This window comes from Enterovibrio nigricans DSM 22720 (genome assembly GCF_900167155.1).
Taxonomy (GTDB): Bacteria; Pseudomonadota; Gammaproteobacteria; order Enterobacterales; family Vibrionaceae; genus Enterovibrio; species Enterovibrio nigricans.
Genome location: NZ_FUXU01000001.1, coordinates 16,520 through 40,560 on the forward strand (window position 1 = coordinate 16,520; position 24,041 = coordinate 40,560).

At 47.7% G+C, this 24,041-nt stretch carries 14 protein-coding genes and 1 pseudogene; 6 read left to right on the forward strand and 9 right to left on the reverse strand.

Going from position 1 to position 24,041, the window contains the following annotated elements; translation table 11 throughout:
- Window positions 1-398 precede the first annotated feature (398 nt).
- The 3 genes from ettA (at window position 399) to B5D35_RS00095 (ending at window position 3,702) form a co-directional block, all read left to right on the forward strand.
- Window positions 399-2,066 (forward strand): energy-dependent translational throttle protein EttA, encoded by a 1,668-nt coding sequence (ettA, locus tag B5D35_RS00085; protein WP_078750603.1) that lies wholly within the window; start codon window positions 399-401, stop codon window positions 2,064-2,066.
- A gap of 188 nt (window positions 2,067-2,254) precedes the next feature.
- On the forward strand, window positions 2,255-2,626 hold the full coding sequence (locus B5D35_RS00090; RefSeq protein ID WP_078750604.1) for a PilZ domain-containing protein: 372 nt from the start codon (window positions 2,255-2,257) through the stop codon (window positions 2,624-2,626).
- A gap of 44 nt (window positions 2,627-2,670) precedes the next feature.
- Window positions 2,671-3,702 (forward strand): M23 family metallopeptidase, encoded by a 1,032-nt coding sequence (locus tag B5D35_RS00095; RefSeq protein WP_078750605.1) that lies wholly within the window; start codon window positions 2,671-2,673, stop codon window positions 3,700-3,702.
- Between the two features lie 81 nt (window positions 3,703-3,783).
- Here the strand turns inward: B5D35_RS00095 and radA are convergent, their stop codons facing one another.
- A complete protein-coding gene (gene radA / locus B5D35_RS00100) occupies window positions 3,784-5,163 on the reverse strand; it encodes a DNA repair protein RadA (protein WP_078750606.1) in 1,380 nt (459 codons plus the stop codon).
- 144 nt (window positions 5,164-5,307) lie between these two features.
- Here radA and B5D35_RS00105 point away from each other — a divergent pair, with 144 nt between their 5' ends.
- Window positions 5,308-7,644, forward strand: coding sequence for a PilZ domain-containing protein (locus B5D35_RS00105; protein ID WP_078750607.1), 2,337 nt, complete (start codon window positions 5,308-5,310; stop codon window positions 7,642-7,644).
- Between the two features lie 84 nt (window positions 7,645-7,728).
- Here the strand turns inward: B5D35_RS00105 and serB are convergent, their stop codons facing one another.
- Window positions 7,729-8,694, reverse strand: a complete 966-nt coding sequence (serB, locus tag B5D35_RS00110) for a phosphoserine phosphatase (RefSeq protein ID WP_078750608.1) — start codon at window positions 8,692-8,694, stop codon at window positions 7,729-7,731.
- Between the two features lie 213 nt (window positions 8,695-8,907).
- Between serB and B5D35_RS00115 the strand changes: the two genes are divergently transcribed.
- Entirely contained in the window at window positions 8,908-9,516 is a 609-nt protein-coding gene (locus tag B5D35_RS00115; protein ID WP_078750609.1) for a YtjB family periplasmic protein, read from the forward strand.
- Between the two features lie 73 nt (window positions 9,517-9,589).
- Here B5D35_RS00115 and deoD read toward each other — a convergent pair whose 3' ends face one another.
- From deoD to prfC, 7 genes and pseudogenes are all read right to left on the reverse strand, one after another.
- On the reverse strand, window positions 9,590-10,315 hold the full coding sequence (gene deoD, locus B5D35_RS00120) for a purine-nucleoside phosphorylase (protein WP_078750610.1): 726 nt from the start codon (window positions 10,313-10,315) through the stop codon (window positions 9,590-9,592).
- A gap of 88 nt (window positions 10,316-10,403) precedes the next feature.
- Window positions 10,404-11,624 (reverse strand): phosphopentomutase, encoded by a 1,221-nt coding sequence (locus B5D35_RS00125; protein WP_078750611.1) that lies wholly within the window; start codon window positions 11,622-11,624, stop codon window positions 10,404-10,406.
- 11 nt (window positions 11,625-11,635) lie between these two features.
- Window positions 11,636-12,967: a thymidine phosphorylase gene (gene deoA / locus B5D35_RS00130; RefSeq protein WP_078750612.1), complete on the reverse strand. Its 1,332-nt coding sequence runs from the start codon at window positions 12,965-12,967 to the stop codon at window positions 11,636-11,638.
- A 66-nt stretch (window positions 12,968-13,033) separates the two neighbouring features.
- The gene (deoC, locus tag B5D35_RS00135) at window positions 13,034-13,807 is read right to left on the reverse strand and encodes a deoxyribose-phosphate aldolase (RefSeq protein ID WP_078750613.1); all 774 of its coding nucleotides are present in this window, start codon (window positions 13,805-13,807) and stop codon (window positions 13,034-13,036) included.
- Window positions 13,808-14,362: 555 nt separating this feature from the next.
- Window positions 14,363-15,601 (reverse strand): NupC/NupG family nucleoside CNT transporter, encoded by a 1,239-nt coding sequence (locus B5D35_RS00140; protein WP_078750614.1) that lies wholly within the window; start codon window positions 15,599-15,601, stop codon window positions 14,363-14,365.
- A 202-nt stretch (window positions 15,602-15,803) separates the two neighbouring features.
- Window positions 15,804-16,571 (reverse strand): annotated as a pseudogene (locus B5D35_RS00145) (TatD family hydrolase).
- A gap of 88 nt (window positions 16,572-16,659) precedes the next feature.
- Window positions 16,660-18,249, reverse strand: a complete 1,590-nt coding sequence (gene prfC / locus B5D35_RS00150; RefSeq protein WP_078750615.1) for a peptide chain release factor 3 — start codon at window positions 18,247-18,249, stop codon at window positions 16,660-16,662.
- 465 nt (window positions 18,250-18,714) lie between these two features.
- Here prfC and B5D35_RS00155 point away from each other — a divergent pair, with 465 nt between their 5' ends.
- On the forward strand, window positions 18,715-24,036 hold the full coding sequence (locus B5D35_RS00155) for an immunoglobulin-like domain-containing protein (protein WP_078750616.1): 5,322 nt from the start codon (window positions 18,715-18,717) through the stop codon (window positions 24,034-24,036).
- The last annotated feature ends 5 nt before the right edge of the window (window positions 24,037-24,041 follow it).

The window sequence follows — 24,041 nt, forward strand, 5'->3', positions numbered from 1 at the left end:
TTATTAAATTTTCTCTTGGTAGCATTCTTTACGCTTCTCCGTGGCGCACCTGTTTTTAAGCTTATACCCAAACCACCATCCCAGCTGACTTTCGATAGGCTCTGTTCATCCTGATGTCTTTCTGTATACCGTAAGTTATCGACGACAGAAGACATTCAAATGACAAAACGAGACACCGATCCTGATGCTTGTCACTGTATGATGATTTGTTGCCCATTTTTCGTTCTCACCGTCAGAGAAGGGAAAAACAGGCCGTTTTCTCTTTATTGGGTTTCTGGCACACGAAATGGTTCCAATGCAAAGGAAAATACGCGAGCCAAAACCTGCATCTTGGTGCTATTTAGGTATAGAATACTCGATTAATATTCATTCTTATCGACAAGAGAACGCGAGCAGAAATGGCTGAGTACGTTTATACCATGTCGCGCGTTGGCAAAATCGTGCCACCGAAGCGTCAAATTCTGAAAGACATCTCTCTGTGCTTTTTCCCTGGTGCCAAAATCGGCGTTTTGGGTCTGAACGGTGCAGGTAAATCTACCCTTCTTCGCATTATGGCTGGTATCGATACCGATATCGAAGGCGAAGCACGTGCACAACCTGGCATCAAAGTGGGTTACCTGCCTCAGGAACCAAAACTAGACGAAGAAAAAACGGTTCGTGAAACCGTTGAAGAAGCGGTTGCTGATGTAGCCGGAGCTTTGACCCGTCTGGACGCGGTTTATGCAGCTTATGCAGAACCTGATGCAGATTTCGACGCGCTAGCGAAAGAGCAAGGCGAACTGGAAGCACTGATCCAAGCAAAAGACGGCCACAATCTAGATAACGCCCTTGAACGTGCCGCGGATGCGCTTCGTCTACCAGAATGGGATGCAAAAATTAAGCACCTGTCTGGTGGTGAGCGTCGCCGTGTTGCGATCTGCCGTCTGCTGCTGGAAAAACCAGACATGCTGCTGCTTGACGAACCAACGAACCACTTGGACGCCGAGTCTGTAGGTTGGTTGGAGCGTTTCTTGGTGGATTACAACGGAACTGTTGTGGCTATCACGCACGACCGTTACTTCTTGGATAACGCGGCAGGCTGGATCCTAGAACTTGACCGTGGTGAAGGTATTCCATGGGAAGGTAACTACACCTCTTGGCTTGAGCAAAAAGATGCGCGTTTACAACAAGAATCGTCGCAAGAAAGTGCTCGTCAAAAAACCATCGAGAAAGAGCTTGAGTGGGTTCGTCAAAACCCTAAAGGCCGTCAGTCAAAATCTAAAGCACGTATGGCGCGCTTTGAAGAACTGAACAATACCGAACATCAACGCCGTAACGAAACCAATGAGCTGTTCATTCCACCGGGTTTGCGTTTAGGTGACAAAGTTATCGAGATTAACAACCTAACCAAATCATTTGGTGATCGTGTGTTGATCGACGACTTGTCATTCAGCGTGCCAAAAGGCGCGATCGTCGGCATTATCGGTGCTAACGGTGCGGGTAAATCTACCCTGTTCAAGATGCTGAGTGGTACAGAGCAACCAGACAGCGGTACCATCGAACTGGGTGAAACCGTGCAACTTGCGTCGGTTGAGCAGTTCCGCGATAGCATGACTGACTCAAATACCGTTTACCAAGAGATCTCTGAAGGTGCGGAAATCATCCGTATTCACAACTTTGAACTTCCAGCTCGTGCTTACTGTTCGCGCTTTAACTTCAAAGGCAGCGATCAACAAAAACGTATCGGTGATTTGTCAGGTGGTGAGCGTAACCGTGTTCACTTGGCAAAACTGCTGAAAGCGGGCGGTAACGTATTGCTTCTCGATGAACCAACCAATGACCTGGACGTTGAAACACTGCGTGCATTGGAAGAAGCGCTGCTTGAATTCCCAGGCTGTGCCATGGTTATCTCGCACGACCGTTGGTTCCTTGACCGTATCGCAACCCACATTCTTGACTACCGCGACGAAGGTAAAGTGAACTTCTTCGAAGGTAACTACAACGAATACAGTGAGTGGCTGAAGCAAACTCTGGGTGCGCAAGCGGCACAACCTCACCGCATGAAGTACAAGCGTGTAACGAAGTAATCGTTATGCCGTTATTCTAAGGGTCACATTTGTGGCCCTTTTTTTGTACGAAAATTCTGAGCTTTCTTCATGATTGCGAATTGACGCATAATTAATACGCGCAAGACATCACGGAGACGAACTAACGAAGTAGAGATATAGACTCGTCTCTCCTACACTTTGTGTAAATTAGAACGAGGAATTGTAAAATGCAGGAACGACGTCAATTCTCCCGTGTCATTTATCAGGTCCCCGCTACAATTCGACAGGGTGATCACACGTGGAGTTCAAAGGTTCTCGATCTGTCACTGAAAGGTGCTCTCCTTTCCGCGCCCATTGATTGGACGAACGGGAACAAAGAAGACTATGCGGTCACGTTTGCGCTTCCCGAATCTGATATCACGCTGGATATGGACTTGATGCTGATTCAAGAGAATGGCGAATACCTGCGTTTTCGAATCGATCATATCGACATCGATAGCGCCAGCCATCTAAAACGCCTTGTGGAATTAAACGTCGGCAACGACGATTTGCTCCACCGTGAATTAGCGCAACTGACAGACTTGAAAGATTCCGTATAATTCACCTGTTTTTTCAGCGCATAAGTACATGTAGTAGCCGTATCATGCCTCACAATATCCGAATTGCTGTGTCCCACGCTAATGGCTCTCGCCATTTCGTACTTTCTCCCACTTTGAAGAAAGTTCTCCTGTCGATGCTTGCCACACTCGTTGTTGCCATCTTCGCCAGCATTGCCACCATTTATTATCTGAACCACCGTTCAAACACTGCCGAAGTGTCATTGAAAAATATGACTGAGCAGAGCACTGAATTATCCGGTCAATTGGAGTCATTAGAGCAACAGCGGCAGCAACTCGAACAACTTATCAGCAACAAAGAAGAAGAATACGCGCAAATCATTGAGGACAAAGACAGTCAGCTGAATTACCTCACTCAGCGTGTATCCACGGTAGAAGAAGTGCTGGGGCTGGAAAAAGAAGACTCAAGCCTACCGCTGGCTGAACGTTTGGATGTGGCTGCGATTAACTCCGCGGTACGTGCCACCATGTTGCAGTTAATCCCTAGCGGTCAACCTATTGAAAGTTATCGCCGCTCTTCCGGCTATGGTTCTCGCACACATCCCGTTACGGGCAACAAAAAATTTCACCTCGGTTTGGACCTTACCGCTGATATCGGTACGCCTGTATTTGCGCCCGCAGATGGTGTCGTGGAATACAAACGCCCAAGCAGAAAGAAAGGCTATGGCAACTTACTGAAAATTGACCATGCTTTTGGCTTTATGACCCTTTACGCTCATTTAGACAAATTCAACGTAAACACGGGGGAATTTGTTAAGAAAGGCGATTTGATCGGTTGGTCTGGCAACACAGGGCTGTCCACTGGCCCTCACCTCCATTATGAAGTGCGCTTCCTTGGTCGTGCATTGAACCCAAAGAACTTTATCGCTTGGACACCGGACAGCTTTGAGTCTCTGTTTAAAGTGGAAGACAAAGTGAAATGGGTGAACTTGGTGAAGATCGTGGAAAGCATGGTCTCTACCCAGGTGCAATTGGCTTCTGACGCCGTGAACGGCACACAACCTGTTAAAGAGACAACTGGGGAAACGACCCTTGCGTCAGCGGCTATAAAACCCTAACGCTACTCAAAAAAGACATGCCTTAAACAAGACATTACGTAAACAAGAAAAGGTACCTATGTACCTTTTCTTGTTTCGTGGTTACTCAAACTCTTCCAATACAGCCAAGGCATCAGCAAGTTTGTTTACCCCGTACACTTTCATTCCCGGAAGGTCTTTTTTGGGCGCATTGGCCATGGGCACAACGGCACGTTTAAAACCATGCTTTGCCGCTTCCATAAGGCGTTCTTGACCACTTGGCACTGGGCGTATTTCACCCGCAAGCCCTACTTCCCCGAATACCACAAGATCTTTGGGCAATGGACGGTCACGGAAGCTGGAAATTAATGCCAGCAGCAAGGCTAAATCGGCACTGGTTTCCGTGACTTTAACCCCTCCAACCACGTTAACGAACACGTCCTGATCGGACATCTGCAAGCCACCATGCTTGTGCAGCACCGCCAACAGTAATGCCAATCGATTTTGCTCAAGACCTACCGCGACACGACGAGGATTGGCCAGCTGGCTGTAATCCACCAATGCTTGAAGCTCAACCAAAAGTGGGCGCGTCCCTTCCCACAGCACCATCACCGAGCTGCCAGATGTCGGGTCTTCTCCACGAGAAAGAAAGATAGCTGACGGGTTGCTCACTTCTCTAAGCCCTTGTCCCGTCATGGCGAACACACCCAGTTCATTGACCGCACCAAAACGGTTTTTGTGACTACGTAGTGTCCGGAAACGACTGTCGCTTGAACCGTCCAGCATCACCGAGCAATCAATGCAGTGTTCGAGAACTTTAGGACCCGCCAATGTGCCGTCTTTCGTCACGTGACCGACCATAAATATCGCCACATTGTGCTGTTTGGCATAACGCGTTAATGCCGCGGCAGATTCACGGACCTGTGCCACACTACCCGGCGCTGACGCTATGTCAGCGCAATGCATCACCTGAATGGAGTCAATAACCATGATTTTTGGCTGCTCTTGACGAGCAATTTGACAGATGCTTTCAACATTGGTTTCAGACAGCATTTTTAGCTTGTCTTTCGGTAAACCAAGGCGCTCTGCCCGCATGGCAACCTGTTGAAGAGATTCCTCCCCCGTGACATACAACGTCGGCATTTGGCTGGCGAGCCAACACATGGTTTGTAGTAACAGCGTACTTTTCCCTGCCCCTGGACTGCCCCCTATCAATATGGCTGCACCCGGCACTATGCCGCCACCCAACACACGATCCAGCTCTTTAAAGCCACTGGTAAAGCGTGGAACTTCCTGAAGGTCGATAGCTGAAAGGGTTTGCACTTTGGCATCTGCAGTACCCGCGTAACCCGCATACTTTTCTGCACGAGCCACTTGTGGTGACGCTGCTAAACGCACTTCGGTGATCGTGTTCCAAGCGCCACAGGCTGAACATTGTCCCTGCCAACGAGGGTAATCAGCACCGCAATCGTTGCACACGTAGGCGCGTTTTGTTTTGGACATGCTATCTCCCAGCCACACCGTCTGTGCCGCAGGTTTGCGAGGCACAGCAAGTTTAAATAACTCTTCGCGAATATCGCGAGAAAACAGGTAAACTATGGCCTTATCAAGCCGATAGTAAGTCTCAGGATTCTACCAGATTTTATAATGATGAAGGACCACGATCAGGCACTCTTCGATCAACTGCTGCCTCTATACGAAAAAGAGGGGTTCGATGAATTGCTGCAAAAACTCACCCAACCGCTTTCCAATCCAGAACGCCTGCTTCTGAAGATGGAAGTGCGTCGACTTATGACGCCATCCCCTAAAGCCATCGATCTTCGAGGCAAAGTAATGGGAACATGCCGTCAATACACGTTAAATGACCAAAGTCACTGGCTGGATGATGTTGCCATCAACCTTTACCACCGACGTTTAAACATTTACCAAGGCCAATTGACGCAGGGGCTGTGGGAAGAACTTCACAATACACCCAACAGCCACAGAACCATCCAAAAGACGGGAGAGATCTATGAAAATTTCTCTGATGAAACGGTCGAAGCGCCGCCCATCAAATTTGGTCATTACCTTTCGCGCTCAGAAAACCGCATTCAGTTGTCTTCTCGCATTCAGGTGTTTTTGCCTAATGGCACGGAAGTTAATGGGTCAACCGTCGATTTGTCCAACTCCGGTATGCAGGTAAAGCTGCCGTCTTCGTTTGTGTATGACATTGGCTCAAGCATCATTGTCTACTTCCCGCAATTGGGTGATGAATGCCAGCTACCCGAGTTGTTCAGTGGCCTGAAATACCGCATTGTCGGCAAAGAGCTGAACCTTGTTCGTGACAATTTCCAACGTATCCGGTTGAGGCTGGTAACAAGTACTGACATCGTTAAAGAAGCCATTACCATCAAGCTGTCACAAAGCAGCGTGAAGGCACGCCAAGAAAATGCCGATAAATTTCTGACGACACGCGCGCGCTGCTTCGAACAAATATTTCTTGAGCAAACCCCGTCGTTGCAACTTTTCTTTAGCGATGAATCCTTAAAATATGGTTTGATCACTGAGCACAATCGAGGACTTTGGGATTACTGGCACGATGAACGAAATCAGCCTGTTATTGACCGTCTGTTCTCAGCCAAGCGTCTCCAACACCTTGCACTAAAAGGCGTCACAAGCAGTGAAACACTGATCTATTGCTTCAGTCACGAGCATGCAGGAAAAACCTTTTTCTTTTCCGCTTGCCCAACAGAATTGACACCTGAACAACGCCATCTTTTTTGGCATGTAGGAAGCTCCAGAGCATCTTGGCGCGTACTTCGTGTAACGGTTGCAACCATCAGTGTTGAAGATGCAGAACGCCTTCAGGAGGTCTCTCCGGCGTACATCAGCCAAATTGATGAGTTGACCCACATCGCCACTATCCAGGATCTCACGCAATCCCATGTAAACACGGATTTTCGTTTGCCAAGCAAACCTAAGTTGCCATCGAAAACGCTGAATCAGTTCGTCCACACTCGCGATCCCATTTTACGCATTGAAGCGGTACCCTCCCAGTTAACCCCTCAGCGGAAGGAAGAACGCTTTCAACATCGCACGAGTACAACGCTGATCCATCACTTATCTGGCGAAATCCAAGGCGAGACCATCGACTTTTCTCCCAATGGATTGAACGTTGTGCTGAATCGCCCATTTAAAGGCAACAAAGATCAGGAAGTCTCGGTAACGTTTACCGACCTTAAACGCGTGGATCCGAACGCCCCCTTGACCAACGCGCCCTACAAAGTTGTCCGAATAAGTGCTGATCGCACCACCATACAATTGTCGTTGGTGAAAGACAGGTACAGTGAAAACAGAAGTAACTATCTGAAGCGACTGATTGACCATAACCGCCACAAGCTGACTGTCGATTACGAAGTATTGCCCGATGCGCCGTTGGTGCATGCCATGCACCAAATGCTGTTAACGCGGCTTTCTACCATTCCTTACTTTTTGATGTTACGGGGTGAAACGCTTCATTTGGCCGCCATTGGCACCAACTATCCAGGTAGAGATCTTAATCGCTTGTTAGAGAGCCAAGCCGCCCAAGGACGGATGTCATTGGCACCCGTGTTAGGTAACAACCTGATGAAATATGCCTCTGCGGTAACTCGACAGCGTAATCGACAGCCTCAAATTAAGCATGAAGTGTATATTGCGGTACAGTTCGAAAATAACGTCATTTCAGGCATCAAAGCCCGTGCATTTGAAAGCTTCTCTACGCCGGAAGAGAGGAAGTTTTTTATCAGTCAGGCAAAAAAACGCGGTAAATTTTATGCCATACGGAATTGGTTACAACCGATTGAGGATGGTGGCCAATGGCTCTCGCCCGAAACCTTAGAGCCACTCGTTGCACTTTCAACGCAACGCGCACGACAGCTTGAAATGGAGTTTGCAGATCTTGCCGTTTACGGTGAGATGAGCGACATCACAGATGAAGTATTACTCAGACTGGAAGTGAATTAATTCTCTTTCTGTCAATGTGATAGAAACCACTTAAACAAAAGAGCCACGCAACAACGTGGCTCTTTTTCATTTTAAAACTCGGGTTTACCAACTCAAACGTTGCGGTAACAGTGACACAGACAAAACGCACGCTACGCCACCCAAATCGGCATGTTTCACCGATACCTGCGCTAAGGCCTGAACTTTTGGCTTGGCGTGATACGCAATGCCTAAACCCGCCGCCGACATCATGGCCAAGTCGTTAGCACCATCTCCAACAGCAAGGGTATGTGCAGGTGTCAGGTCATAACTTTCCGCCAGATCGCGCAAAATATCCGCTTTACGCTGTGCATCAACAATAGTGCCTGCCACTTCACCCGTGAGCTTCCCATTTTCAATCACCAGCTGATTGGATTCTGCAAAGGCCAATGATAGATCCTGCCTCAGCTTGTCTGAGAACCAAGTGAAGCCGCCGGAAGCAATAGCCACTTTCCAACCTCGCGACTGCAAGGTTGCCGTTAAGCGTTTCATGCCAGGCATATATGGGATAGTGTCTCTCACCTGTTCTAACACAGACACATCCGTCCCTTTAAGGGTTCCAACACGCTCACGCAAACTAGCTTCGAAGTCCAGTTCGCCACGCATCGCGCGTTCTGTAATATCAGAGACTTTCTCCCCAACCCCCGCAAGCTTTGCGATTTCATCAATGCATTCAATTTGAATCGCAGTGGAGTCCATATCAAAGACAGCAAGCCCGGGTTCGTTGAGGTTCGGGATATTATCAAGCAGCGCACAGTCAAACGCCCATGCGTCACAAAGGGCGATGATTTCAGGCGTCAACTCTCCGCGCATAAGAAGTACATCATACGGGCCCACAGTCCATCCCGTTATCGGAGCTGAATACTCCCCGGTCAGAAAGGCGAAATCATCAAGAAAGGCGGCGCTCAAGTGAGTGCCGTATACCAGCCAGCCAGCTTGTCGGCAGTCTGACGTACGAAACGCTCGAAGTGAAGGGAAACGGTTATAGAGTTTTGTGTGCTTTTTTATTGAATAAAGCGATACTGCATCCATTGCATGAAGTCCTTATCAAAATCTGACGTTACTATACCAAAGACTGTGACATGTCGCAGTACTGACTATTCACTCGCCTTTGCGCCAAAGAAATTCCGGTGATATGAGGATAACGTTAGGGCTTTCTTGCTTTTTTTCTGCATGAACATCAAACTGGATTATCGCTGAATGACTGCGCGGCTCCTTTCGAGCAACCTTTAGCTTGGACAGCATATGCTACAAATAAATAAAAAACGTCTAAAACGACTCTGGCAATTTATTGTCATTTTTGCCTGTTTCGGTACCGTCATGATGCTGTTTATGTACAGTAATCAGCTAAACCATCGTAACTACAAGATGCTCTATGATCAGACAGAATCTCTATCTCGTGTGATTTTACGTCAGGCCGCAGCCTCTGCTTATACTGCTATTTCTGGTGATGATGTCGAAACGCTTCAACTGCTGGTTTCAAACCTGCAAGAAGAACCACTGATTCTGGATGCGGCAGTTTATGATGTTCGTGGCAACGTTCTGGCTACCTCGGTAGGTGCGATGCCTTTAGAGCAATTGACAGGGCTCAATACACCGTTGGCTGTCGCCAGCATTGGCCGACAACAGCTTGTCGAACCTATCGCGCATGATGGACACATTACCGGGTTTGTTCGCATAACGCTTGAACACGCCAATGTCATCAAAGCAGCCTCAAATCGCCTTGAGCAAAGCATTAACTTGGTTCGTGCCATGATACTGGTTGCGTTAGTCACCGGGGCATTATTGATCTTTACGTTTGCAAACCGGAAAGACATATGGCGATCAACATTTTTGTTGAAGAATAACGATTAAGCGAAAGCGATATCGCAGAGACAAAAAAGGATGGCCTAAGCCATCCTTTTTACTGTTCAGTACTTACTATTACTTATGCTTCTTCAGCGTCGCCCAGCAGTACAGATTCCAGTGCAATTTCAATCATTTCATTGAACGTGGTTTGACGCTCTTCAGACGTCGTTTGTTCGCCAGTCTTGATGTGGTCAGACACAGTACAGATAGTCAGTGCTTTAGCACCGAACTCAGCGGCAACGCCGTAGATACCCGCAGCTTCCATCTCAACACCCAGGATGCCGTACTTCGCCATTGTGTCGAAGAACTCTGGCTCTGGAGAGTAGAAAAGGTCTGCCGAGAAGATGTTACCTACACGTACGTTGATGCCTTTTGCTTTCGCGGCGTCAACAGCGTTACGGGTCATGTCGAAGTCAGCGATTGCTGCAAAGTCATGGCCGTTGAAACGGGTACGGTTGATTTTCGCATCAGTAGATGCGCCAACACCGATGATAACTTCACGCAGTTTTACGTCTTCACGCACTGCACCACAGCTACCTACGCGGATGATTTTCTTCACGCCGAAGTCTTTGATCAGCTCAGTGGTGTAGATTGAGCATGATGGGATACCCATACCGTGGCCCATAACAGAAATCTTACGGCCTTTGTACGTACCGGTGTAACCGAACATGTTGCGAACGTCACAAACTTGTTTCACGTCATCCAGGAAAGTTTCTGCAATGTATTTCGCGCGCAGCGGATCGCCAGGCATCAGAACTGCGTCTGCAAAATCACCCATTTCGGCATTGATATGTGGAGTTGCCATTTTTTATTTCCTTTTGATCAAAATTCGGAGTTAACCCGACGCTAATCGGGCCATCATCACCTGACGATGGCCGGAATTTCCTTTGGAATTACAGGAAAGATTTTCCGAATTCCATGTCTGACGTACCGAAGTACTTCGCCAGTGTCTGGCCGATGTCAGCAAAAGTCTCACGACGGCCCAATGAGCCTGCCGGTACTTTCTTACCAAACACCAACACAGGAATGTGTTCACGCGTGTGATCAGATCCTTCCCACGTTGGATCACAGCCGTGATCTGCAGTCAGGATAAGGATATCGTCTTCGCCCATCATCTCTGTGATCTCAGGCAAGCGCTTGTCAAAATATTCCAGCGCAGCTGCATAACCTGCAACGTTACGGCGGTGACCGTAATGTGAGTCGAAATCAACAAAGTTGGTGAATACGATGCTGTTATCACCCGCTTCTTTCATCATGTCTTTGGTCGCATCAAACAATGCAGCCAAACCGGTCGCTTTCACTTTTTTAGTGATACCGCAGTTAGCGTAGATGTCTGCAATCTTACCGATTGAAATAACATCGCCGCCTTTTTCTTCAACCAATTTTTGCAGCACGGTTGCTGAAGGTGGCTCAACAGACAGGTCACGACGATTACCCGTTCGCTCAAAGCTGCCTTTACCTGCACCCACAAATGGACGCGCGATAACACGGCCGATGTTGTAGCCTTCCAGCTCTTCACGTGCTATTTGGCACAGCTCAAGCAAGCGGTCTAGACCGAAGGTTTCTTCATGACACGCGATTTGGAATACAGAATCCGCTGAGGTATAGAAAATTGGCAAGCCCGTTTTCATATGCTCTTCACCCAGATCATCGAGGATCTCGGTGCCTGATGCGTGACAGTTACCCAAATAATCAGGGATACCTGCACGCGCCAGAATGCGGTCAGTCAGCTCTTTCGGGAAGCTGTTTTGTTTGTCGGTGAAGTAACCCCAATCAAACAGTACAGGTACACCTGCAATTTCCCAGTGACCCGACGGTGTGTCTTTACCGGAAGAAAGCTCAGCAGCGTGACCGTATGCTGCAACGATGTCCGCATTTGCGTCCAAACCTTCAGGGAAATAACCTGAAGACTCTTCACACGCTTTAGCCAGACCCATTGCGCTCAAATTTGGCAGTGTCAGTGGGCCTTGACGGTCGTCGTTATTCGCATTACCTGCTGCACACGTTTTCGCAATCGAGCCTAGGGTGTTTGCACCCACATCACCAAATACGTGAGCATCTTCTGTTGCACCAATTCCGAAAGAATCCAGAACCAAAATAATCGCGCGTTTCATGATCGCCTCCTTTAGACGTCTTGTGGGCCGATCTGGCGGTAAACTTCTGGCGTCGCTTCTGGCGCATCATCAGTAATGCGCATCGCGGCGTGAAGTTGCTCCGCAGCTTGTTGCCATTCTGCTTCATCCTTAGCATGAACAACCGCCAGCGGCGTGGTGCTATCAGCTTGCATACCTAAACGGATGACATCACTGAAGCCCACTGAATAATCAATTGTATCGCTTGCAACGCGGCGACCACCGCCCAGACCTACGACTGCCATGCCAATGGCACGGGTATCCATTGCGGATACAAAGCCTGAAGTCTGTGCAAACACAGGTTTAACTACATTCGCTGTTGCCAAATATTTGCTGTAGTTCTCGACAAAATCGAGGGGGCCACCAAGGCCAGCCACCATTTTGCCAAAGCACTCTGCAGCCTTACCGTTATCCAGCACGGCCTGCAATTTGTTCATTGCTTCCGCTTTGTCTTTCGCTAACCCGCTGATCAACAGCATTTCGGCACACAATGCCATGGTGACATTGTAAAGGCGAGGGTTTCGATATTCACCGGTCAGGAACTGAACGGCTTCTTTCACTTCCAACGCATTACCTGCGCTTGACGCTAAAACCTGATTCATATCGGTCAGCAATGAACTGGTGCGGGTACCCGCGCCATTCGCCACTGCAACGATGGACTTTGCCAACTCTTCTGACTGCTCGTAGGTTGGCATGAATGCGCCGGAACCCACTTTTACATCCATGACCAGCGAGTCTAGACCAGCGGCCAGTTTCTTGGAAAGAATAGATGCAGTTATCAGAGAGATATTGTCAACCGTTGCTGTCACGTCGCGTGTCGCGTAAACACGCTTATCAGCGGGTGCTAAATCGCCAGTCTGGCCGATAATCGCCACACCTGCATCTTTCGTCACTTTACCGAACACGTCGTTGGTTGGTGTGATGTTATAGCCCGGAATCGCTTCCAGTTTATCCAGCGTACCGCCAGTATGACCCAGTCCACGACCAGAGATCATAGGGACATAACCACCGCATGCTGCCACCATTGGGCCAAGCATTAGAGACGTTACGTCGCCCACACCACCGGTACTGTGTTTGTCGACAATCGGGCCATCAAAATTCATGTATGACCAATCAATAACCATACCAGAATCACGCATTGCACAGGTCAGTGCGACACGCTCATCCATTGTCATATCATGGAAGTACACAGCCATGGCAAATGCAGCGATCTGTCCTTCTGAGACAGTCTCTTTCGCAATGCCTTGGATAAAGAAATTAATTTCGTCAGACGTCAGCGCAACGTTATCGCGTTTCTTTCTGATGATTTCCTGAGGAAGGTACATAATGCGACCTCGCAACCAAGTGAATCCGCTAAATTGGGGAATGCACACATTCCCCCAAAGAAAGGCTTAGTAGCCGCCTTCCACTGCTTTTTCACCTTCACCCAGTGTGTGAAGCAAGCTTGCCAGCAGACTTGACGCACCGAAACGATAGTGTGCGTTGTCCGCCCAATCACCACCCAGAATACGATCAGCCATTGCCAGGTACTCTGCCGCATCTTGAGCAGTACGTACGCCGCCAGCGGGTTTGAAGCCTACTTTTTCAGCAACACCCATGTCTTTGATCACAGTCAGCATGATTTCCGCTGATTCTGGGGTCGCGTTAACTGGCACTTTACCCGTAGAGGTTTTGATAAAGTCTGCACCCGCTTCGATTGAAATTTCAGAAGCACGTTTGATCAATGCAGCATCTTTCAGTTCACCGGTTTCGATGATCACTTTCAACGTGATATCACCACACGCTGCTTTCACTTGTTTTACCAGTTCAAAGCCAGTTTTCTCGTCACCCGCAATCAGCGTGCGGTATGGGAAAACCACATCAACCTCGTCGGCACCATATGCAACCGCTGCTTTGGTTTCTGCCACAGCGATGTCGATGTCATCGTTACCGTGCGGGAAGTTAGTCACGGTTGCGATTTTAATTTCAGGTGTACCTTGCTCGCGAAGTTGCTTCTTCGCTACAGGGATAAAGCGCGGATAGATGCAGATAGCAGCAGTGTTGCCTACTGGCGATTTCGCGTTCTTACACAGTTCGATCACTTTCGCATCTGTGTCGTCATCGTTCAGTGTGGTCAAATCCATCAGTTGAAGGGCACGCAGGGCTGCTGCTTTTAGATCGCTCATGACTTTCTCCAGTCTAAATACTCAAAACCAAGTAACAAATTGCGGTACGAGTCAGTATGTACTCACAACCTGATGAGCGGACTTGGCTCCTTGAAGTTTGGCTTGTGCTTTCGGCGTTGCCAATCAACATTCCGTGTTGCCGCACACTCTGCGGCTGAACCGAGAGTGTTACCCAAGCTACTGCACTCATTTGGTGGTTAGCTTGAGCAGAAAAGTTTCACTGTTTCCGCTGTCACTGCAAAACAGTAGTGAAAATATATGAAATACCACTTCCGAATCTTTGACAGCGCTCACCAATTTTATCAATGTTCTTCCACAAGCACTAGGTGTTACCTGTTTCTGTTGAAAAACACTCTGTTGCTACTTTCGAGGGATACATTGAAGTTCCCACAAGCACGGCATGTCTATGCGCTTTGATATTACACCACTGTATCCGGCTACAAACACATTGTGTGTCTTATTGCTGCTTAATGCGCTCATGTGACTGTCCGCGTATCTTTACGCACAAAAAAACCGCCTCTTAAAGAGGCGGTTTTTTTTGATTCTTACTGAGGCTTACATTGCAGCCAGAGTCAGGAAGAAGCCAGCAATGGTTGCACTCATCAGGTTAGACAGTGTACCCGCGGCTACGGCTTTCATACCAAAGCGAGCGATGTCATGACGACGTGTTGGCGCGATGCTACCCAAACCACCCAGCAAAATTGCGATAGATGAAAGGTTAGCAAAACCACACAGTGCGAACGAGATGATTGCTACTGTCTTAGCAGACAAGTCTGGAATCATTGGGGTGAAGTTCAAGTATGCAACGAATTCGTTTACAACTAGCTTCTGACCAATGAATGAACCTGCGATTTCAGCTTCGTTCCAAGGAACACCAATCAGGAATGCAAGCGGACGGAACAATTGACCTAAGATCCACTCAAGCGTCAGACCGTCGATACCAAACCAACCACCAATACCGCTCAATACACCGTTGATCAGCGCAATAAGACCGATGAATGCCAATAGCATCGCACCGATGTTCAGAGCTAGCATCATGCCTGAAGATGCGCCGCCAGCAGCTGCATCGATAACGTTTGCAGGCTTGTCTTCTTCTTCGTCAGAGTCTGCACCGAATTGCTCGATTGGCTCTTCGGTCTCAGGCTTGATGATTTTCGCAAACAACAGACCACCAGGTGCTGCCATGAACGATGCTGCAATCAGGTAAGACAATGGAACACCCATTGCTGCATAACCTGCCAGTACACCACCGGCTACAGAAGCTAGACCACCACACATTACTGCGAACAGTTCTGATTGGGTCATTTTTGGTACGTAAGGACGAACAACCAAAGGCGCTTCAGTTTGACCTACGAAAATGTTAGCAGTCGCTGACATTGATTCTGCGTGAGAAGTACCCAGTACTTTGCGCAATGCGCCACCCAGAATTTTAATAACGAACTGCATGATGCCCAGGTAGTAAAGAACACTGATCAATGCAGAGAAGAACACAACAGTAGGCAGAACTTGGAGTGCAAAGATAAAACCAATGCCATCCACAGAGAAGTTCACTAGGCTACCAAACAGGAAGCCGATACCGTCTTTACCGTAGTTAATCACGTTCTGTACAGCGTCTGACATGCCATTCAGGATGACTTGGCCAGCTGGAACGAAAAGAATGAAACCACCCAGAATAAACTGGATAGCAAATGCACCACCTACGGTACGCAGGTTGATAGCTTTGCGGTTGTCAGATAGCAGTACTGCAATACCCAGCAGTACAACCATCCCTACAATGCTCATGATCAGGCTCATAAAGGGATTCCTAAAAAAAGTCTTGGCGTCTCGACAAATTGGGAGTGTTAGTCCGGCGGCGATTATACTCATGTCCGCACCATCATAGGAATGCTTGAGTCACGCTTTGAGTGAAAATTTCGGTGCAACTCACTCAGAAAGGTGATCTAGATCCATTTTTGTGACGTAAGTCTCCCGCAAACGATTAGGCAAACGATGTCATCTAACAATTTAATGCAAAACATTTGACCGCATTTTGTGATGTTGTCCGAATAATTGCACCAATATCTTCACTTCGAATGTCTGACAGAGCCTTTGCAATCAGAGGTAACCTTTCAGGCAAATTCGCTTCCCCCTGATACCCAAATATGGGCATATCTGGCGCATCTGTTTCAAGAACAAGAGCGGACAAAGGAAGCTTAGAAAGTGACAATCTCGTCTTGTTTGCTCTTTCGTATGTAATCGTTCCGCCAACACCTAACAATAGTCCTCTCTTTATATAGTCTAACCCTTGCTGTTCACTGCCAGTAAACGCATGCAAAACACCTTTTATCTCTGGGAACAGTTTGAGGACTTGTAGCAATTCATTGTGGGCTTTGCGGCAATGTAATATGACAGGAAGCTGCTATTTCACTGCAAGGGACAGTTGCGCTTTTAGCAGTGCTATCTGTTTTTCCGGCTGTGCATCTTGAATGGCAAAATCTAATCCGCACTCACCTACCGCCACACAATGAACCGGTTTGGTAGCAAGGTATGCATCCAGTGTCGCAAGATCATCTTCGTTATGATCGCCCAACCAGACCGGATGCAACCCCACAGCGAAAGAGACAAACGCGTACGTCGAAGCAAGGCTTTCAACACGTGACCAATTTTCCTTTGAAACCGCGGGCACAATAATATGCTTTACGCCTGCACTTAACGTGCGTTGAGCCCAAACATCCGTGCCAACAGAAAATGGCTCAAAATCAAAATGGCAGTGTGTGTCTATCATCTATGCATTCCCACTTAACCCTGACCAAAGGATACAAAAAAGCCGCCACTGGGTGACGGCTTTTTAACAAATTAAATAAAGCTAAGGCTTAGTGCTCGCGTGTTGCACGGAAGCTAACATCAGGATGACGTTCTTGTGTCAAACTTAGGTTCACCATGGTTGGCGCGATGTATGTCAGGTTGTCGCCACCGTCTAGAGCAAGGTTTGACTGGTTCTTACGCTGGAATTCATCCAACTTCTTCCCATCACCACATTCAACCCAGCGAGCCGTTGCAACGTTTACTGGCTCATAAATCGCTTCAACGTTGTATTCCGATTTCAAACGCGCAACAACCACGTCAAACTGAAGTACACCAACAGCCCCAACAATCAGATCGTTCGAGATCATTGGTCGGAAGACCTGCACCGCACCTTCTTCTGACAATTGAACCAAACCTTTCAACAATTGTTTTTGCTTCAGAGGGTCACGCAGACGAATACGACGGAACAATTCTGGTGCGAAGTTTGGAATACCTGAAAACTTCAAATCTTCATTTTGGGTGAAGGTATCACCAATTTGAATGGTACCGTGGTTGTGAAGACCAATGATGTCACCCGCAAACGCTTCTGCTGCACGCGAACGGTCACCGGCCATAAACGTTACGGCATCAGAAATTGAGACCATTTTGCCCGTGCGCACATGCTTCATTTTCATACCTTGGGAGTATTTACCCGATACGATGCGCATGAATGCAATACGGTCGCGGTGCTTCGGATCCATGTTTGCCTGTATCTTGAACACGAAACCTGTGAATTTTTCTTCGCTTGCTTCTACTGCACGTTCGTGAGCTTGACGAGAGAGAGGTGCAGGAGCCCAATCAGTCAATCCATCGAGTATGTGGTCTACACCGAAGTTACCCAATGCTGTACCAAAAAATACAGGTGTTAGCTCACCCTTTAAGAAAAGGTCTTGATCAAACTCGTGCGATGCACCAATTACCAACTCAAGCTCATCTCGCAGTTGTGTTGCCAAATCGTCGCCGATGGCTGCATCAAGTTCTGGATTATCCAATCCCTTAATAATGCGTTTCTCTTGAATCGTATGGCCTTGGCCTGTTTGGTACAGGATCGTTTCATCACGGTGAATGTGGTACACACCCTTAAACTCTTTACCACAGCCAATCGGCCAAGAAACAGGTGCGCACGCAATCTTCAGCTCATTTTCAACTTCGTCCATTAACTCCATTGGATCACGGATGTCACGGTCAAGTTTGTTCATGAAAGTCACAATGGGAGTGTCACGAAGGCGAGTAACTTCCATCAGCTTGCGCGTACGATCTTCAACACCTTTCGCGGCATCGATGACCATTAAGCAGGAATCGACCGCCGTCAGGGTACGGTAAGTATCTTCCGAGAAGTCTTCGTGTCCCGGTGTATCCAGCAGGTTTACCAAGCAATCATTGTAAGGAAACTGCATCACAGACGTGGTCACAGAGATGCCACGTTCTTTTTCCATTTCCATCCAGTCAGATTTCGCGTGCTGGTTAGAGCCACGACCTTTTACCGTACCGGCTTTTTGGAGTGCGTTTCCGAACAAAAGCACTTTTTCTGTGATCGTCGTTTTACCGGCATCTGGGTGCGAGATAATCGCAAACGTACGGCGTTTGCCGACTTCCAGCTGGAATGGAGAGTTTGTCATTGCTTGAGCTTTCCGGTTAAGCGGCAGGAATTTACCCCAATAGATAGGGCCTACCGAACATTGATTCAAATCGGCGGGTATTTTGTACGATCTTGGGCCGATACTCAACGACTGTATAGAAATCTCTCTGGGCCAAGATTAAAACCAATTTGTTTTCTATCGTTACGTTTTACGCTCCCCAAAAATCTCACCGCACACTCGATTTATCCATCGAATAACAATGACTAACTTCGTACTCACCTTTTCTTACAATTACGCTAGTAATAATTCTCACAAACAACTGGTTGTTTTGTCCGCAATTTAACCCTAATAAAACAAGGCGTTTTCCTACTCGCTTCACCATTTCTGAATATTTATAACACTAATAATTAACAATCTATCATCCATACCGTAAAATCCACGAAGCATGTGTTTCTATTACGAAACATTTATTAAATTAAAACTCTCTTCTGCAGGATATGTTTCATGGATTCGATTACTACCCAACAGGCAGCAAAAGTAGTTTCAGTAAATGGCAATGTGCACTTTCAGGTTAATGGGGAAGTTATTACCCTGGAAGAGCTCATGGATATATTGCCAGGCACTGAAATCTTCGTACCTGCAGGTGCAAGTGCACTGCTAACGTTAGAAGATGGCAGCCTGTTTGCAGTAGGCGAAGACAGTAATCAAGATCCGATAGAAGAAGCATCAAGCGAAGAGTTTTCGTTAGAGCAAGAAATTGCAGCGATCCAATCTTTGATTGAAGAAGGGGTCGACCCCACAGCCGTTCTTGAATCTACAGCGGCTGGCGGCCCATCGGTGAGCAGTTCCGGTACACAAGAGCCTAATGCCGTTGATCGTAGCGGCAATGAAACCATTTCTGATGCTGGCTACCAGACACGAGGATCCAGCCGAAACTTTACGGTAAACAATGAAACGCAACAAGATTCGTCCCCAGGCTTAGCGCCAACGGTATTTGTGAGTGCGCAAAGTGATGGGACGGGCAGTGGAAGCGATAGCAGTGAAAATATCACCTTCACATTATCTTCTGATACTGATGGTGAAACCCTCACAGAAGGAAGCTCTGTCACTTACACCGTGACTCTTGATCGTCCCGCTAGTGAAGATCTCACCGTGACCTTAAGTAATGGTTTGACTGTTTTCATTGGAGTGGGCTCAACATCAGGCGCCGTAACCGATGAACCGAGAGAAGATGACATTTTCACTCAAGGTAACGAGGACATTTCTGTTTCAATCGTGGGCGTTTCCGAAAATGACTACAGCGATACTGAGATTCTCGGAACTGTTGAGAATACGATTACTGATGATTCTGACACCACCACGTTCACGTTAAGCTCTACCACGCAAGGTGAAGATATCACTGAAGGTGGCACCCTCACCTATACGGTGACACTAGATAACGCAGCTAACGAAGACATCACGGTCACCCTGAGCAACAATCAAACCGTCACCATCAAGGCTGGCGAACTCTCCGGCTCGGTTGATGTCGATGTCCGTGCAGATGACTTGCTTCAACAAGACGATCAGTCGCTGTCTGTCACCATTGATGGCGTTTCGGATAACACCTTCGAAGACGTGGCCTTTGAGGGTACGATCACCAATACCGTGGTGGATGACACAGACACCGTCTTCGTCAAAGTCTTTGCTGTGGTAGATGGCCAGTTAGTTGATGCCAACAGCATCAGTGAGACCAACGACGCCAAACTAGCAACTTACAAAGCCGTGCTGGTTGATAAAGATGGCAGAATCATCAACGAAGACGACACTAGTGAAGTCGATGTTTCCTTCAGCACATTGGTAAATATCGACAGCTCTATAGACTTCGACATGAGCGGTAAAACCATCACGGTTGCCCTCAATACAGAATTCAACGCCAAAGCTTTAGACGATCAGTTCAGCGATAACAGCGAGACCTTCACTGTCAGTGCCAACCTAACAGACCAGCAAATTTCCGACCTGGAAGGCACTTACGAGAGCGTCAAAAATAGTCAGGAAGATGTCACGACCACTATCAATGATGAAGGTGACGGCAACTACGGCACAGAAGACACGGTGTTCGTTATCATTGAAGCGTCTGACGACGTGACAGAATCCGACGACGCTGAAATCTTCTTCACCGTCAAACTGGTCGATAAAAATGGCGACCCCGTTGATGTCCCTGAAAACGACAGCGTCACCGTGAACCTCAAGTGGCTCGGCCATGCCAGTGCGGCTGACTTTGATGACGGCTTTACGTTCCCCTCGTCGGTGACCATCGACGGCGGGCAAAGTGAGTCCAACGTCATTACGATACCGGTGAAAGATGACAACCTGAGCGAGCGCCACGAAAGCGTCGTCGCCGGTGTCACGGGCATCCAGCAAGACAGCTTTGAAAACGTCGTTGAAGCCCAAATGGTCGACGGCAAACCCCAAGCCGGCAACGCGGCAGATCATGCTCTCATCATCGATGAGAAAGACGGGGATGGCGTCACCATCAAGCTGTTTATGGTCGACAACGAGGGCAACATCGTTCCGGCGACGGACGGCAGCCTGACAGAAGGCGACGCGGACAGCGATACCCTGCAATACATGGCGCTGCCTGTCGATGCGGACGGCAACATCCTGGCCACGTTCAACGACGACGGCTCAGTGACACTGCACGACCAAGACAACGGTCAGGTCATGGTTACCCTCACCGAAAGTGACGACAGTGCGGGCAGCAACAATACCGACGTCACCACCCAAGGTATCTATAACCAGACCGTAGCCCTGGGCCAAATTTTTGAGGTCTCGGCCGTCGATGACCACTTCGCAGAAGGCAATGAAAGTGTCACGGTCAGCCTCGGCGATGTCACCGGTGACATCACTAACACGTACGAACACGTCACGGTTGATGGAACAGTTAGCAACGAGGTTATCGACAACGACAATCCGCCTGTCGCTTTCGACGACTACGACGAAAAAAATACAGACCTCATTTTCTTTGAGTCTTTCGAGTTACCTGCAAATGCTGACGATGTCTCTTTTGCTAAAAACAAGTGGCTAGTCGCAGACGAATACAATGACTGGATTATCACTAACGGTCTTGAAATTCAAACGGGTAAAGTCGGTGGCAGCACAGCGTCGGAAGGCAATAGTCATGCAGAGTTAGATAGCCATAAAACATCTACAAACAATGGCAACACCTCCGTGACTATCAGCCGTACCCTTGATGAGGGCGATGGCGTTATATCTGGTCAGCCCTACGAACTCACTTTTGACTTCAAACCTCGTCCATCGAACATTGATGATAGTGACATTACGTTTACGTTTGGCGACAAAACCTATGACATTGTTGTAGAAAATGGCGTTGTAACTCTCCTCCCCGAACCCACTGGGAACGACAAGTTTGGAATCGAAGGACCTGCTGCTAATGGTTGGTATTCAGTCACAGCAACAACCATTGCAGATAGCTCCGCAGCGGTCGACTTATCGTTTTCAAACAATGGTATGGAAAACAATCGAGGTGGTTACATTGACAACATAAAAGTCGATGGCCCCCAACCATACTGGATTAACAACGACCAGTCAGAAGGCGTCAACATTCCAGTATCAGAAATACTCGGCAATGATAACGATCCCGACGGAGGTACGCTCAGTATTCTGATTGATAGCCTTAAGCTCAACAACCCTGACGCGGGCACTTTCGAGCCTGTATATGAAGGAAGCAAACTCACCCACATCAAGTTTATTCCTGACGCAGGTTTCAATGGCGCAGTACAAATAGAGTATCAAGCGACAGATGGTGCAAACTCATCAAACACTGCCAACATCCACATTTACGTCAATGAGGTAAATGCGAGCGATGATGGGCTATCCACCCTATTCACCACCAGCAGCGCTGACGGCTGGCAGAATCTCGACGGCAATGGATACTTTACCGTCAAGGCGTTGAAGCTTGAAAACGGCATCCGTGTTACTGAGGGAGAGTTAATCACTGAAGATTCAGTACACATTCACAGTAGAGGAATTGGCGTCGCCGATTCTGCTCGTCCAGATGATAAAGGCGCGACATACCAAGTTGAACATAATCATAAGCTCGATATTTCTGAAGCACTTCAGATAGACCTAGTAAATCCGACACACAGTATGGATGTCGGTATTTCAAGGCTCTTTGCTTCTGAGAATGGTGGTGAAGTTGGTAAGTACCTTATCTACAGCGGTGATGAACTGGTCGGTGAGGCGACATTCTCATTTGATTCTGGCCATGCAGGTATCATCAATATCACGTCAGATGTTGCTTTTGACCGCGTGGTTCTTGAAGCCGCCGCAAGACAAGGCGATGGTGACCGAACAAATGGCGACTCTTCGGATTTCGTCATCACAGAAATCACCGTCCATAGCACTGGCGTTTACCAAGTTGTCGAAGGCGACACGTTAGATTCCACAACGACGATCCAAGGCTCTCTGTATAGCAACGACATAGATCCTGAAAACCATATGTTCAGCATTGCCGAAATAAATGGCGAGCCTATTTCCTTTGTCGGAGGTGTGGCCTCTGTTGTCTTTGATGAAGGGGTCCTGACTATTAAAGAAACTGGTGAGTTTAGCTTCACTGCCACTACCCGTGATGAATTAGGTGAAGGCGATAATGACTACTTCACCTTTGATTACACAATCGAAGATGTGAAAGGGGATACTGATACAGCAACGGTTCATATCGATATTATTGGTAAAGAAGAAACGCCAGTTAAGCCAGAGCCAACTTATGACAATAAATTTGAGTCCGGCAACGGCAATGATACGTATCTGTTCAAAGATTTCTCCAATCAACACAACATTTCAATTAGTAGTCCCGAAGATAGAGAAATCGGACATAAAAATTGGGTGATTATCAATGGTGAAAAATACATTCACTCAGATGATGCTCCGATTGACATAGGCATAATAAACAATGAGTTTGGAAATATTACAGACGCATGGGGCAATGAAGTTGTCGATCTAGTAAACACCAGTGATTATGTGGACAGCGGTGGCAATAATGACCATGTTGAAACTGGCCGTGGTGACGACACTATTTTGCTTGGAGACTCAGGGGACAATGCTGCCACTAACGTTGATCTAGCCGAAAGCTTCGTCACTGGAGAACTTGCAGACCAGTTTTGGAACGACTCACCGAATGACTTTGTAGAAGATGGTTACCTAAAAAACACAGGTCAGAACTGGCTAGATTACGGAAATGGAGGCCAAGGCGATGACACAATATATGGCCAATCTGGCAGCGACCTAATTTCCGGCGGTTCAGGCCAAGATACGCTCGACGGCGGCACCGAGGATGACTTCATTCGGGGGGGCTCTGGTGACGATACCGTCATCGGCGGTGCTGGTAACGATCTGATGCGTGGAGATGGCGGTTCAGACGAATTCGTTTGGAACTTTGAAGACTTAGATACTTCATCCCCCTTTACTGACACCATTGTTGATTTTGATAACAAGGCAAATGGTGGAGACCCTGAGCAGGATTGGCTAAACCTGAGCGATCTCGTTACTGATGCTGTACAGATACAAGTAGCAAGTGTTGAAGGTCAGGGAAATGATGTCACAGTGACACTCAACATAGACGTAATTCAAGATGGGCTTGGAAACGAACAATTTGATATAGACCAAACCATAATTCTTGAAGGGCTTCATGGAAATGCTAACAGTGACAATGGCATAGTAATCAACACACTAATAAACAACGAAGAAAAACAACTGGTAATAAAAGATACAGCTCATGGCCCGAGCGAAACTTTTACTGTTGAGATAGTCGATTTGAATGTGGACTAAACCAC